Source organism: Candidatus Phyllobacterium onerii (assembly GCF_028331445.1).
Lineage (GTDB): Bacteria > Pseudomonadota > Alphaproteobacteria > Rhizobiales > Rhizobiaceae > Phyllobacterium > Phyllobacterium onerii.
On the sequence record NZ_JAQMHX010000005.1, the window covers coordinates 17,507 to 30,835 of the forward strand.

A 13,329-nucleotide genomic window follows, 5' to 3' on the forward strand; every position below is an offset into this window, starting at 1 on the left:
TACGGTGATGAACGAGCGCCAAATGCGCGCCGGCCTTTCGTATTATCTCGATCGGTGTGGCGATGTCCGCATACCAGCGCGTTGGCCGCTCAGTTCTGACCGTGCTTGGGGCACGCCTCGTCATGAAACCGCACGGCCGACATAAGCTCGCCGTTATTCCCGTTTTCGAACGCCGTAACGGCAACAACGCCGCCGTACCGGGCCATGCTTTCGAAGCCTCGTCAAAGTGACGGGATCAACTAAATCTTCAGAGCAGTTTTCCTTCCGTCCAGGGAACGATTGATGACCGGCGTGCGTCACCGGCTGTGCTATTGGCGAATTGCTGGCCGCTGAGGTAAACTTGATGTTGGCGCGCCTACCAAGTCCAGCGAAACGGACCGTTTTGATGAGCGAAGACCCAGCGTTTGATGATGAGTTTCGTATCGCACTCGACACCATTCCAACATTGGTTTGGGCTGCTCGACCCGACGGCACTGCCGAATTCTTCAATATGCGCTGGCTCGATTATACCGGCCTCACAGCGGATGAGGCGGGGGATTGGGGTTGGGTTACGTCGATCCACCCCGAGGATACCAAAGGCCTCACCGACACATGGAGCACCATAATTGGGTCCGGCGAACCGGGCGAAGCCGAAGCGCGCTTGCGACGATCCGACGGAGAATATCGTTGGTTTCTCTTTCGCGTCGTGCCGCTGCGCGACGAGGCCGGAAAGATTGTCAGATGGTATGGAACGAAAACCGACATTGAGCACAGAAGGCAGTCGGAACAACGAAGCCAGGAAGCCGAACGGCAGTTGCGCGCGGCGATCGACACCATCCCGGTGATCGTTTGGTCGGCGTTGCCCGACGGCACCAACGATTTTCACAACCAACGTCTGCTGTCGTACACGCAGTTCTCTCCCGACCAGGCGCAAGGGATGGGATGGCAGGCGATGTTTCATCCCGATGATGTGCAGAGGCATATCGAAACGTGGTCAAAATCCGTAGCGACCGGCAACTCGTTCGAATGTGAATCGCGGCTGCGCGGAGCGGACGGCCATTATCGTTGGTTCCTGGCCCGGGGGGAGCCGATGCGCGACGAATCCGGAAACATCGTCAAATGGTATGGAACGAACATTGACATCGAAGACCGAAAACGCGCCGAGCAGGATTTGCGGACCGCTCACGCGGACCTTGCCCATGCCATGCGCGTGGCGGCGCTCGGGGAGATGGCCGCCTCGATCGTGCACGAAGTAAATCAACCGATCACGGCAATAGTGATAAGCGGCGGCGCTTGCCTCACTTGGCTCAACAAGGATCCGCCTGAACTCGACAAAGTGCGCACGTCGGTCGAGCAAATGGTGGATGCGGGCGTTCGGACCGGCGAGGTGGTCCAACGGATTGGTGTGCTCGCCAAGAAGGGCGATGCACAACAGGAACTTCTTCAGATCAACGATGTGATTCAAGAAAGCCTTCTCATGGTCGAGCGGGAGTTGACCAACCATGGCGTGACGACGCGGGTGGAGCTTACCAGCACCTTGCCGCCGCTTCTCGGCGATCGGGTGCAGCTGCAGCAGGTGATCGTCAATCTGATCATGAACGGTGTCGACGCAATGCTGGCCGCCGCAAACCGGCCGCGCCAACTGCTGATTAAATCGGATCAGGACAGCAGCGATCGAGTAATCGTGGCGGTGCAGGATTCCGGCATCGGCATCGATCCGAAAGATTTGGACCGTCTCTTTGACGCCTTTTTTACAACGAAGACCGACGGCCTGGGCATGGGCCTGCGGATTTGCCGCACCATCATCGAAGACCATGGCGGCATTCTGTGGGCCTCCCGCAACGCCGCAACCGGAGCGACGTTTCAATTCAGTCTGCCGACGGAAACGCAGAGGCCAAGGTAACCTTGACGATCGATCCAATGGTTGTCCGGGGTCTTCAATTGGACAGAAGACGGTTCTTGCGCCAGCCATGCGGGGTCTCTCCAACCGCGCGGCCGAAGACCCTCGTCAGATGCGACTGGTCGGAAAATCCGCAGGCAACCGCGACTCTGCTCAGCGGCTCCCGCGTCCCCAGCATCATCCGCTGGGCGAGGGAAACGCGTTCCTGCAAAACAAAGGCATGCGGACAGATGCCGAAAGAGGCTTGAAACGCCCTGTTGAAATGGCTCAGGCTCAGGCCGCAGACGCGGGCCAACTCCCGGGTAGAAATCGACCGATCCAGGTTGTCGCCTATATGCCGTTTTATCCGGCGGATTTGCCAGGGTGCCAATCCGCCGGATACGTTGCGCCCGTTCTCGGACCGACACTTGGTCCCTTCAACGTGGAACATCTCGATCGCCTTTTGCACGCATGCCTCGGCCACTTGATCCTCGAGCTGCCAGATCGACGCCACCGCCGACAACAAGCCGCGCATGATTTCGTGATTGAACTGCTCGGAGTCGATACTGTCGGTTGGCAGGTGTCCGAAACTGGCTGATGGTGTGAGTGCATATGTCATCGGGTCCTCCGCAAAATGGCCATTTCCCGGACATTTTAGGAAAACCGCTCAAAGCGATCCATACTACTGGAGGCTAGCCTTGGATGACTTCCGTCTAGGTTCAGTAGACCGTTTTGAAAGATTGAACGATCAATTCCGTCATTTCGTCATTTTGCTTTGGACGTCTCGCGCATGAAACGCGGTCAGGTGTTGGGGCGATCGGGATTGAGGCCCAACAGGTCGGCCATGCGCACCAGCTCCGGTAGCGACGACGCTCCCATCTTCTGCATGACGTGACTGCGGTGGAGCTTGACCGTGGCTTCGCTTATGCCGACGTCGGCAGCAATCTGCTTGTTAAGGCGACCTGAGATCACCCACTCCATAATCTCCCGTTCCCTCGAAGATAACTGGTCGAAAGCTGCCCGCAATTTTGCGAGGTGTTTCGATGCCGTCCGAGACGAGCGGTCTCTCTCCACCGCGGAGTGAATGGCGTCCACCAAATCCTGATGGCGAACCGGCTTGGTCAGGAATTCGACCGCCCCGCCTTTCATGGCGCGCACCGTCATGGGCACGTCGGCATGGCCGCTGATGAAAATGATGGGGAGGTCGACGTTCGCCTGCGAGAGGTCATCCTGGAAATCCAGTCCGCTTCGACCCGGAAGCCTGACGTCCGTGACGATGCACCCCGGATCGTCCGTCGGGCCGTCGTTCCAAAATTCTTGTACCGAACCGTACGACTTCACGCCAAGGCCCAACGACATAACCAATCCGCTCAGGGAATCGCGGATGCCGGCGTCGTCGTCGATGATCCTTACAATCGGCTCGCTCAAGTGATTGCCCGTCGGCTAAAGTTGACATCCGGGGAAAGAATACAACGTGACGACACATTTGGCGATGGCAAGGTTCAATCAGCACGATCGCGGCGAAATTGGATGGGAGAATTCGCCGTTCCAGTCTGCCGTCCTGACGAGCCTTCCAATCACTCGTGACCCGTCCTTCACGAAGAACATTCAGGGCATACTTTTGCTGTTCAAATTCCCAGCCCGGTCGCAGAGGCCCATGGTGGCCGAGAACCTCGACCAAAGCATAGGGACTGCTCAACCAAAGACATTGCTGAGGGCCGGGGATACGATTGCATTTGCAGAACCGGAGCCTATCATCGATCCCGATAATTCCTAACGCGATCGCATGGCGATCAGCTTGGGACAATGTATCATCGTTGTAGCAGGCGATGACGATCGGGGCTGGAAATCAGTGGTAGAGACCAGGACGATTGCGGTGGTGGACGATGACCAGACGATCCGCCGGGCGTTGGATGACCTGATACGCGCCTGCGGCTATGGATCGGCATTGTTTGCGACCGCCGAAGAGTTTCTCGCCTACCGCGACCGCGCCAGCATCGACTGCATCCTGGTCGACGTCAAGATGCCCGGCATGGGGGGCGTCGAGCTCCAATTAAAGCTCAACGCCGATCCCCCGAAACCGCCGATGATCTTCATGACTTCCTATGCCGACGACAAGACGCGCTCGGCGGCAATGGCGGGCGGCGCTTTTGCCTTTCTTGTCAAACCCATGGAAATCCACCGTCTGACCGACCTTGTGCGGATGGCGGTGGAGCAAAAAAACTAAACTCAGCAACCCCTCTTTCGAGGGTGTACTACTGGACCGGAGCAGCTAGAATGGCGGTTGGGGGGTTTGGAGCGAAACGTCTCTTCGATGTGGAGTTGAGTACCGCTCCGACCGATATTTTGTCTTCCACCGTCCTTGGGTGTTTCAAATGGATGTAGACAGAGACAGCATTATCGAGATCGACCGTACTCTTTCCGCCCCATGGGCGTTGCCTTTGGACCTGACTGTTGACGGTCAAGACCGCATGCCGGTCACGGAGTCACCTCCGGCCCTGGCGAATGAGGTGCACAACATAAATCTGCTGCTCGGTGCGATCGTCATCGGAGCGCAAGCCAACGTCCAGTGGCTCAAGTCGAGCCAACCCAATCTGGAGGCGGCACAACGCACTTCCGCACGCCTGCTGGCCCAGATTCAAAATCTGTGCGAAATGGTGGATGGATTGAGATCCGGCCAGACGTGAGTGTCGGGAGCTTCTCCTTTCGGGACGGCCACGACCGAAGTTTTGCTCCGCCTCCCAAAACAACGCCGAACCAACGTCCGGCTTTTTGCTTGATTGCCTTTTTATCGAAACTGGTGCGGAATTTCCTTCATACCGCAACTGCGATTGCGGCAATTCTGGTGTCGTGTGCTGCAGGTGCGAACCAAAATGTGTCGGTGGCCGAAGTGGCCCCAGACGTTATCAAGATGAAAGTCGAGGATCGTGACGACATCCGCTTTCGGAGAATATCACTATCCCAGGGACTTTCCCAAACCCGCGTGTCGCAGATTGTTCAAGATGATGATGGTTATCTGTGGTTCGGCACGCAGCACGGCGTCAATCGCTATGACGGTCAGGACTTTCATGTATTCAAACATGAACTGGGCAAACCCGAGAGTCTAAGCGGCATCTTTATATATTCCCTCTTCAAGGACCGCAACGGAACCATCTGGGTAGGCAGTGATCAATTCCTCGACGCGTTCGACAAGACGACAGGAACTTTCAGGCACTATCCGCTCGACCCGGCGAACCCGACGGTCATCCACATCAGTGAAGACTCCGAAGGCAACCTGTGGCTCTCGACCAGCCAGGGGCTGTTTCGTCTTGATCCCGCCACAGGGAAAAGTGTCAGGTTCGGACACGATGCAAAGGATGCGGCAAGCCTCTCCAGTGACGATATCAAGTCGACGGGAACCGACAGTCGGGGCGTGTTCTGGGTGGCGAGCAACGCCGGGTTGGAAGCATTCGACAGAGCCAGCGGCAAAGTCTCGGTGAGAATACCTCTCCGTGAGGAGGTCAGGGAATTCAAGTTTCACGAGGATGCGCACGGCACCTTCTGGATCATATACGGATCGGGCAACGGATTGGGTATTTATGACCGGAATACCAACAGGCTCGTCAGATATTCCTTCGAGGGTGTCGCCGACAACAGCCTGACCGGCGTCTATGATTTGCTGGAGGCGAGCAACGGCAATGTCTGGCTGGCGACCATGGGCGCGGGACTGTTGTCGTTCGACCGGGAAAAATTCCGTTTCATCAGGTACACGAACGATCCCAACGATGTGCAAAGCCTTGCGGAGAACAGGGTTATCGCCTTGTACGAGGACGCCGAAGGCAACATCTGGACAGGCCTTCACGCAAACCCACCGAACGTTTTCCCCAAGAAAGCGCCGCCTTTCCAGAAATTGTGGCCATACCCGAGGCATCCGGACAAGCTCGGCGAATCGCTTGTCAATGCCATCTTTGAAGATCGATACGGTGCAATCTGGATCGGTGCAGGCGGTGCCCTCAACCGGATCGATACGGTTGCCAGAACAATGGAGCCTTTTGCTCCGGCGGGGCCGGGGACATCGATCGAGGTTCTGTCGATTACCGAAGACCCGTCAGGAACCCTTTGGATAGGCACTCTCGGTGGTGGGCTTTATGCCTTTGATCAGAAAACGAAAGCATTCAGCTCGTATCGTCACGATGCCGAGAACCCGCAAAGCATCAGCAGTGACGTTGTCACCCGCGTCCTCGTCGACACATCAGACGAGCTGTGGATCACCACCTGGAACGGCATCGACAGGTTTTCACCAAGCACGGGCAAATTCACCACCTTCAAAAGGAATCCTGCGGCTAACGCGGAGACCTATTTCTCGGTCATCAAGGACGAGCGCGGAATGCTCTGGCTGGGCACGACGGCTGGACTGGTGCAGTTCGACCCGGGTGAGGCCACCTTCAAGGTGTACAAGCACGACCCCGACAATCCTGCCAGCCTCAGCAACAACACCGTGAACACCATTCATACGGGCGGCAACGGGGTGCTGTGGGTCGGCACGCAAAACGGCCTCAACCGCTTCGACGTGGCGCACGGTACGTTTGACCACTTCTTTTCCAAGGACGGACTGGCGGGCGACGTTGTGAGTTGCCTGCTCGAAGACCACGACGGACATCTGTGGATGAGCACCAACAAAGGCGTCTCGCAAATGGACGCGACGAGCCTGAGCTTTCAAAACTATAGCATGGCGGACGGTTTACCGGGAGACGACCTCACCGGATGGAACGCCTGCAGCACGGGCCAACACGACCGCTTCTATTTCGGCGGCTTCGCCGGCGCTGTGGCTGGAAAGAGCGCCGTTGCCGATCACGACACGGCCTACGTGCCGCCCGTGGTGCTCACGGGACTCAAACTATCCGACCTTGAGGGAAATACCCAGTCCGTAGATGCCGCGGCCGCATTGCCGAACGCCGTGACGCTGCCCTACAACCGGAATCAGCTTGCGGTGTCATTCTCCGCATTGAGCTACAAAAGTCCCGACACCATGCAGTTCCGTTACATGCTTTCCGGATTGGATGGACAGTGGCACAGAGCAGGGGACAACGAACGCACGATAAGCTATGCCGCTCTCCCTTCGGGAACCTTTACCCTGATGATTCAGGCTTCAACCGGCATGGGAGAATGGGTTGCACCCGGCACCGAGCTTCACATCGAGGTGCTGCCCCCATGGTGGTCAACATGGTGGTTCAGGCTGGCGGCACTCATTGCCCTATGCGCCACCCTGGCCGCACTTTATCGCTATCGGTTGGCCAAAGTTTCCGCCCAATACAGGATCCGGCTCGAAGAGCGGATCAACGAAAGAAACAGATTGGCGCGAGAGCTGCACGATACTTTGCTGCAAACCTTCCAAGGGTTGATTTTTCGAATGCAGGCCGCACGTCACATGCTCCCTGGTCGTCCGGGGGAGGCGGGGAGAATGCTCGACCTCGTCCTCAACAAGAGCGACGAAGCCATCATCGAAGGCCGGAACGCGGTTCAAGCTCTGCGTGATCCCACCCAAGGTGACGATGTCATCGGCTCTGTGAAACGTCTCGGCGAGGAACTTGCCAAGGTAGCGTCTGGAACCATTGACTTCAGCGTGAAGATATTCGGCCGGCCAATGGATTTCGATCCGAGCATCCGGCACGAGATCGTTCGCATCGTTTGCGAAGCCTTGCGGAACGCCTTCAAGCATTCCGGAGCGTCAACGATAGAATGCGTTTTCGCGTTTTCGGAGGCGGACTTGCGCGTGCGCGTCCATGACAACGGCGTTGGTTTAGGAGATAAAAACGGTGCGGCACTGGGTGCGAAAAAATGCTGGGGCATCAGAGGTATGCGCGAAAGAGCGGAGAAAATCGGTGCAGACTTGGTCATCAAAAGCTCGGCTGGATTTGGCACGACCGTCGAATTGTCCGTCGGGTCGCAAACGGGTCCTTCGCGTGCGTGGTCGGGGGAGCCAAAGCAATGACGGCGCGCGACCCCATTCGTGTGCTCATGGCCGATGATCATCCGCTGATCAGGGAGGGCATTTCCGCGCTAGTGTCCAGCCAATCCGACATGGCTATCGTCGGGGAGGCTTCGAACGGGATGGAAGCAACTGCAATGTACGAGGCTCTAATGCCCGACGTTGTTCTCCTCGACCTGCAAATGCCGGCCATGGGCGGGTTCGAGGCGATAACTGCGATCAAGCGCTTAAAACCGTCGGCTCGGATCATTGTGCTCACGACCTATGAGGGAGACCATCTGGCCGGCCGCGCGATCAGTCTCGGGGCCAGGGCATACCTTTTGAAAAGCGCCGTGCGCCGAGAGCTGTTGAACACCATACGCGCTGTCTTCCGCGGGCAGAAACACATCGATGCAAAGGTCGCGGAAAACCTGTCACATCATGTCGGCGAAAGTCCGTTGACCGACCGGGAAGCGGCGGTTCTTTCGCTCATAGCGGGCGGAAATTCCAACAGGGCGGTCGGCGTAGCCCTCGCTATCACCGAGGAGACGGTGAAGGGGTATGTCAAAAACATACTCGCAAAACTGAAGGCCAAAGATCGAACCCATGCCGTCGCACTGGCGATCAAGCGGGGGATAATCGAACTTTGATGTCTGCTCCGGCCAGATCGCAATTGGGCATTGACCTAGCCGGAATGGTTCAGTTCTACAGGAGAGATACATGAGGCGAAATTCAGTCGAAATCGTCGAGCATTTCTGGCGAGAAGTTTGGCAACTGAAAAATCCCGACGCGATCGACGATCTTGTGACGGAGGATTTTGCGATTACGTCGGGGGGTGTGGAGATAAACACCCGGGAAGCATTCAAAAAGTGGGTGGCCGCATTTCTGTCCAGCATCAACGATTTCAAGTTCGAGGTCATCGAGTCCTTTCAGAACGAGGAAGGCGACCGGGTGGCCTCGCGTTGGCGCGTTACCGGCAGAAACAACGGGTTCATGGGGACTGAGCCGACGCAGTTGCCGATCGACATGACCGGAACGGCCGTCTGGCATGTCAGGGAGGATGGCTTGCTCCAGCACAACTGGGTCGAGCGTAACTCACATGAGGTGCATCGCAGCTTGACGAAAAAGCCATGACCATGGCGCGTTGACGACGCTTGATCATGTCGACAGGAGATACCCCACGCCAGCAGACAGACTGCCTCCGGACGGGATTCCGTGCAATAGTACATAGGTATCGCCCGCGCATGGCGGCGACAAAACTGCTCTCCCAAACCCGCCTTTATTCGCGATTAGTCCGTTCCAATCGTGCCGCGTTTGTCCAATACCAGCAGGGGGGTGATGGTTCATCGTATAGCCTCAACTGTCGCGAAACCACGACTGCCGCAAATTTGAGCGAGTGATCAGGCTCATGAACAGTCTTTTGAACGAGGTCCTGACGGCCCACGGGGGCCTGAAACGCTGGAACGAGTTCAACTCGGTCGAGGCGACTATCGTGACCGGAGGAACGTTGTGGGGCATGAAGGGCCTGGTGCAGGACCCGGCTCCCCGGCGGATGACCGTGTCCCTGCATGACGTCCATGCTTCGGTCAGGCCGTTCGGGGGGCCCAATCAACGAACGTACTTCACTCCCAACCGGATCGCGATCGAGACGGACGACTGCAATGTGGTGGCGGAACGCCAGGACCCGCGTGCGTCGTTCGAGGGGCACGGCAGGACGACCCCATGGGACCCGCTGCAGAGGGCTTATTTCAACGGCTATGCCCTATGGACCTATCTGACGACGCCGTTCCTCCTCAATCTGCCCGGCGTCAAGCTTGAGGAAATGAGGCCCTGGGTGGAGGGCGACCAGGTCTGGCGGGTGCTCAGGGCAACCTTTCCGTCCCACATCCCCACCCATTCGACGGTTCAGGACTTCTACTTCGGCGCGGATTTCCTGTTGAGACGGCACGACTACACCGTCGACATAGCGGACGGCCTGACAGCCGCGCAATTGGTCAACGACTATACGGAGGTTCAGGGGCTTGGCCTTCCGACCAAGCGCCGTGCCTACTACCGGGGCAGGGACGGTCGGCCCACCGATACGCTTCTGGTGTCGATCGACCTCAGCGATGTGCATTTTAGCCGCGGCAAGGACAGCGTCTCTATTCGCGCCGATGCTTCCAACGATGCGCTATCTATTCAAGCAGACACGGACCCACCGCGGGGGCCGCATCAATCCGATATTAAATTGGAAACAGCACTTTAACCGTCGCAATTCGGGAGATCTCAATCACCAAAGTTTCAACGTCGAACGTGATTGATCTGCCGACGGCGGCCCATCTGACTGCTGGTTACTCGCTCTTTTGGGTGCGTTCGTAATATTCGGCGGCCTGTCGCCTTCGGCAACGCTGCACGATACGGCACACGATGCACGCCACTCGTACGGCTTCCCCTGCCATTAGCATTCCTCGCGCGGAGATCGCTCTTGCTCAAGTCATACATGTGCCACAGACACGAAAAGCCGCCGGTAGAGGGCGGCCTCGACCAGAGCGCTGTTCTGCCATGGGCCGTCGACCCCACAGATGCGGAGAAGCTTTGGGATCTCAGCGAACGCCTGACCGGAACGAAGGAGTTGTGGTTTGGCTTGATGACGGACAATGCCATGCCCGCGCACGGTTCCACCTGCCACATCGTCGGTTTCGTCCATCTCCTTCATGATCATACCCTTTCGAAGGCCGCAGATCATTCGGTCAGCAACTGATTGTTCGGCGGGTGGCAATTCGGTTCATGCGATCGGAACTTCGCGCGAACGAACCCTCGGATGCTCCCGCCAGGAGATCGACGGCTTGCCAGACCAGTCGGCTGGCGAAGCCGGCATCCCGCCACATGCGTGTTCGGTGTTGCATCGACATTTTTTCTGAAAGCGCGGTGGTTTCCAACTCTTCCAGCGAACGCTTCAGGATCAGTTCCGCAGCATCGATCTTGGAGCTCGCTTCGCCGATCAGCAGATGTGTTGCCGCGGCGTCTGCCTGTGAGGTGTAGTCGGTGAAAGCTATAGCGCGCTTGGTTGATTTTTGGAGAAAGAGGTCAAGCGCCGCCTTCGCCATTCCCAAACCCGGCAGGGCCAGATTGGCCCGGCAGGGCCAGATTGACTGCAAAAAATGCAACATACGGGAACCGATATAGCGGTTCACCAGCCACGTGCGTCGACGCGTAGTCTTGCCGGCGGGCTCTGCTAAGGAGAGCGATCCGCTCCTCCGGGACGAAGACATCCGCGACCCTGACGCTGGTTCTGCCGCTGCCGCGCAGGCCGATCGTGTCCCCGTCATCGACCAATTTAACTTGCGAAGCCGGATCAGGGCTGCCCCGCGGTCGACGACATTCCCCGCATCGTCAAGGACCGGGATGCCGAGCACGACCCATCCTGCGTGCTCGACGCCGCTGTTGAAAGCCCACAGTCCGTCCTCGATGACGACTCCGCCGTCTGCGCTGCGCACCTTTGCCAATCGGGGGTTGAGAACCGCCGCGGTCCGAAAGTTGCCGCCTGCGGCAAATACTTCGTCGACGACTTCCTTCGGGTAGAATGTGGTTGCCATGGTATCCACTTCGAGGATGTTTTTTTGCCGAGCGTCAAGAGAGGCCCCTAAATTGGATGCGGTGTAGACGGTGACCGCCGGCCCTGCCCGCGCACGCCGTAAGAGATCGGCGTGCGCATTGGTTCGCTCCTCGGCCGGACGCGATCGGCTGTACACAGAAAAGGACTTCGTGTGCTTCAGCGGGCGCTGCACCGACATTACCTACTCGCGGACCGCCGAGATGATGTGGGCCGACTTTTCCGCATGGCTCGTCACCGTCGGCCTGATCATGGGAGTTCTCGCCTTCATCGCCACTCTGGTCGATTTTCTCGGTGAACCCCGCGTGCGTGTTCAGACATCAGTCCGGATCCATTTTGTCGGCAGCATAATCCTGTTGGTTCTGGCCACTTTCAACATGTTCATCCACACCCACGACGCCTGGACTTCGGTTGTCCCGTGGGGTCTGACCCTTTCCGCGATAAGCGTTGTCGTCCTCCTGGTTACCGAGTGGATGGGTTTCGTCATGGTTTTCCGCGATGGCGTAGGCGTCTCGGCACCGTCGAACCGTCCATTGTTGATCGAGAACCGAAGCCAGCCGGTTGACGTCACTCGAGGGTCCGGCGCTTGGGATAGAAGGAAGGATGCTCCGATGGAATGGATTCTATATCGTTATTGGGTTTATCAAACGCTCCGTTACGACTACGGCGGTGTGGATGCCTGGAGATACAGTGCGGGGTACAAGCAGCACATGCTTGACGGGCTGACCCCGGAGATGGCTGTCGAATGGGAAAAGACCTTCGGCGTTGTCGAACGACCGTGTTTCAGGGGTGTGTTTGACGATCGGCGTCAAAATCTCCGCGGTTATTTTTTATCCAACTCGGGGACTTTGATGAGATAGTCATGAAAACCTTGATGTTCGTCTTCTTTCCACAGCGTGATGCCCCGTCCGGTTGGGTTTTCGGATTCGAATGCTGTTATTAGGTGGATTGTTTTGAGGAACAGGACCAAAACATCGGGACAGAGTCCAGCGGCTTCCGGATCAAGAGCACGGGCGAAGTCATTCCCTATGCCGACAAGCGGGTGAAGATGTCCAAGGACGCCAAGTACCACAGATGCACGAGGCTCGGTGATCCGAAGATGCAGAAGTCGATCTGCATTTATGTGCCGAACAGTGGCTCGTGGTCAGAGGTGGATTCCTGCCCCTGACGCTGTACACCAGGACTCAGCATCGTGAGAGATGAGAGCCGGATCGGTTGATTCCGACCGGGCTCCATTGTCGCTTCGTGCTACAGCTGCTGACTCGAAAGTACGATCGATGCGTTCCCGACACCAAATAATACGCTGCTCGGGTACGGAGCCTGGCTGGTCCCAAATGCTTTTTTCGGGGGCTTAGCCGTGGAGCTTTGCCGTGATTTCGGCGACCCGCTTTCCCTGAAACCTTGCACCTTCAAGTTCCTGTGCCGAAGGCTGGCGCGATCCGTCACTGTCGGCCATTGTTGTCATGCCGTAAGGAGAGCCACCACGGACGACGTCCGTTCCCATCTGCGCCTGGTAGGCATAAGACAACGGCACGATGATCATGCCGTGATGCTGGAGTTGAGACTGGGTCGACAGGATCGCCATTTCCTGGCCGCCATGCTGGGTCGCCGACGATGCCATCACCGAGCCGACCTTGTCGATGAGGGCTCCTTTGGTCCAAAGCCCGCCCGTCTGGTCGATGAAGTTTTTCATCTGGGCCGACATGCCGCCGTAGCGCGAAGAAATTCCGAAGATGATCGCATCATAATTTTCAAGCTCTGCAGACTCTGCCACTTCAGCCTTTTGGTCGAGCTTGTAGTGATAAGCCTTTGCAACGTCCAATTTATTTTGGCAAACCAATTCTTGGAATCAGGCTAGTCTGGCGCAAGGGCCTGATCATGCACTTTGTGCTTCGTGAAAGGCCGGACTCTCATATGTTTCAAGGTCTTCAA

Annotated in this window: 15 protein-coding genes and 2 pseudogenes; 13 read left to right on the forward strand and 4 right to left on the reverse strand. The window is 57.4% G+C overall.

Features of this window, described 5'->3' with window-relative positions:
* Positions 1–62 precede the first annotated feature (62 nt).
* Together PHA01_RS12625 and PHA01_RS12630 are read left to right on the forward strand one after the other, a co-directional pair.
* A complete protein-coding gene (locus PHA01_RS12625) occupies positions 63–230 on the forward strand; it encodes a hypothetical protein (RefSeq protein ID WP_271896005.1) in 168 nt (55 codons plus the stop codon).
* Between the two features lie 89 nt (positions 231–319).
* Complete coding sequence (locus PHA01_RS12630) at positions 320–1,882, forward strand: PAS domain-containing sensor histidine kinase (protein WP_271896007.1); 1,563 nt, start codon at positions 320–322, stop codon at positions 1,880–1,882.
* Between the two features lie 34 nt (positions 1,883–1,916).
* On the opposite strand, the gene PHA01_RS12635 is transcribed toward PHA01_RS12630, so the two are convergent.
* Together PHA01_RS12635 and PHA01_RS12640 are read right to left on the reverse strand one after the other, a co-directional pair.
* Positions 1,917–2,477, reverse strand: coding sequence for a helix-turn-helix domain-containing protein (locus PHA01_RS12635; protein WP_271896009.1), 561 nt, complete (start codon positions 2,475–2,477; stop codon positions 1,917–1,919).
* Positions 2,478–2,659: 182 nt separating this feature from the next.
* Entirely contained in the window at positions 2,660–3,286 is a 627-nt protein-coding gene (locus tag PHA01_RS12640) for a response regulator transcription factor (protein WP_271896011.1), read from the reverse strand.
* Between the two features lie 46 nt (positions 3,287–3,332).
* Between PHA01_RS12640 and PHA01_RS12645 the strand changes: the two genes are divergently transcribed.
* The 9 genes and pseudogenes from PHA01_RS12645 to PHA01_RS12685 all read left to right on the forward strand — a co-directional run bounded on the left by PHA01_RS12645 (position 3,333) and on the right by PHA01_RS12685 (position 10,545).
* Positions 3,333–3,635: a hypothetical protein gene (locus PHA01_RS12645; protein WP_271896013.1), complete on the forward strand. Its 303-nt coding sequence runs from the start codon at positions 3,333–3,335 to the stop codon at positions 3,633–3,635.
* 75 nt (positions 3,636–3,710) lie between these two features.
* Entirely contained in the window at positions 3,711–4,085 is a 375-nt protein-coding gene (locus PHA01_RS12650) for a response regulator transcription factor (RefSeq protein ID WP_271896646.1), read from the forward strand.
* A 148-nt stretch (positions 4,086–4,233) separates the two neighbouring features.
* Entirely contained in the window at positions 4,234–4,545 is a 312-nt protein-coding gene (locus tag PHA01_RS12655; RefSeq protein ID WP_271896015.1) for a hypothetical protein, read from the forward strand.
* A 203-nt stretch (positions 4,546–4,748) separates the two neighbouring features.
* Positions 4,749–7,829, forward strand: a complete 3,081-nt coding sequence (locus tag PHA01_RS12660) for a sensor histidine kinase (RefSeq protein ID WP_271896017.1) — start codon at positions 4,749–4,751, stop codon at positions 7,827–7,829.
* A complete protein-coding gene (locus PHA01_RS12665) occupies positions 7,826–8,455 on the forward strand; it encodes a response regulator (protein ID WP_271896019.1) in 630 nt (209 codons plus the stop codon). Before PHA01_RS12660 ends, PHA01_RS12665 begins: the two co-directional genes overlap by 4 nt.
* Before the next feature lie 70 nt (positions 8,456–8,525).
* Positions 8,526–8,939: an ester cyclase gene (locus PHA01_RS12670; RefSeq protein WP_271896022.1), complete on the forward strand. Its 414-nt coding sequence runs from the start codon at positions 8,526–8,528 to the stop codon at positions 8,937–8,939.
* A 274-nt stretch (positions 8,940–9,213) separates the two neighbouring features.
* A complete protein-coding gene (locus PHA01_RS12675) occupies positions 9,214–10,050 on the forward strand; it encodes a hypothetical protein (protein WP_271896024.1) in 837 nt (278 codons plus the stop codon).
* 17 nt (positions 10,051–10,067) lie between these two features.
* A pseudogene (locus PHA01_RS12680) lies at positions 10,068–10,246 on the forward strand (CbtB domain-containing protein).
* A 23-nt stretch (positions 10,247–10,269) separates the two neighbouring features.
* Positions 10,270–10,545, forward strand: coding sequence for a hypothetical protein (locus tag PHA01_RS12685; RefSeq protein WP_271896026.1), 276 nt, complete (start codon positions 10,270–10,272; stop codon positions 10,543–10,545).
* Here PHA01_RS12685 and PHA01_RS12690 read toward each other — a convergent pair.
* Positions 10,535–11,380: an acyl-CoA dehydrogenase family protein gene (locus PHA01_RS12690; RefSeq protein ID WP_271896028.1), complete on the reverse strand. Its 846-nt coding sequence runs from the start codon at positions 11,378–11,380 to the stop codon at positions 10,535–10,537. The two genes, PHA01_RS12685 and PHA01_RS12690, sit on opposite strands and share 11 nt — an antisense overlap.
* 220 nt (positions 11,381–11,600) lie before the next feature.
* Here PHA01_RS12690 and PHA01_RS12695 point away from each other — a divergent pair, with 220 nt between their 5' ends.
* Together PHA01_RS12695 and PHA01_RS12700 are read left to right on the forward strand one after the other, a co-directional pair.
* Entirely contained in the window at positions 11,601–12,257 is a 657-nt protein-coding gene (locus PHA01_RS12695; protein ID WP_271896030.1) for a DUF2231 domain-containing protein, read from the forward strand.
* An 83-nt stretch (positions 12,258–12,340) separates the two neighbouring features.
* Positions 12,341–12,565 carry a hypothetical protein gene (locus tag PHA01_RS12700; protein WP_271896032.1) on the forward strand — a complete coding sequence of 75 codons (225 nt, stop codon included), beginning with the start codon at positions 12,341–12,343 and terminating at the stop codon, positions 12,563–12,565.
* Positions 12,566–12,748: 183 nt separating this feature from the next.
* On the opposite strand, the pseudogene wrbA reads toward PHA01_RS12700, so the two are convergent.
* Positions 12,749–13,216: pseudogene (gene wrbA / locus PHA01_RS12705) on the reverse strand (NAD(P)H:quinone oxidoreductase type IV); the annotation flags it as partial.
* Positions 13,217–13,329 lie beyond the last annotated feature (113 nt).

Bases quoted from the DNA above. Each gene is read 5' to 3' on its own strand.
- PHA01_RS12695 (WP_271896030.1), top strand. From the start codon at position 11,601: ATGATGTGGGCCGACTTTTCCGCATGGCTCGTCACCGTCGGCCTGATC.
- PHA01_RS12635 (WP_271896009.1), bottom strand. From the start codon at position 2,477: ATGACATATGCACTCACACCATCAGCCAGTTTCGGACACCTGCCAACC.
- PHA01_RS12665 (WP_271896019.1), top strand. From the start codon at position 7,826: ATGACGGCGCGCGACCCCATTCGTGTGCTCATGGCCGATGATCATCCG.
- PHA01_RS12670 (WP_271896022.1), top strand. From the start codon at position 8,526: ATGAGGCGAAATTCAGTCGAAATCGTCGAGCATTTCTGGCGAGAAGTT.
- PHA01_RS12655 (WP_271896015.1), top strand. From the start codon at position 4,234: ATGGATGTAGACAGAGACAGCATTATCGAGATCGACCGTACTCTTTCC.
- PHA01_RS12690 (WP_271896028.1), bottom strand. From the start codon at position 11,380: ATGGCAACCACATTCTACCCGAAGGAAGTCGTCGACGAAGTATTTGCC.
- PHA01_RS12625 (WP_271896005.1), top strand. From the start codon at position 63: ATGTCCGCATACCAGCGCGTTGGCCGCTCAGTTCTGACCGTGCTTGGG.
- PHA01_RS12675 (WP_271896024.1), top strand. From the start codon at position 9,214: ATGAACAGTCTTTTGAACGAGGTCCTGACGGCCCACGGGGGCCTGAAA.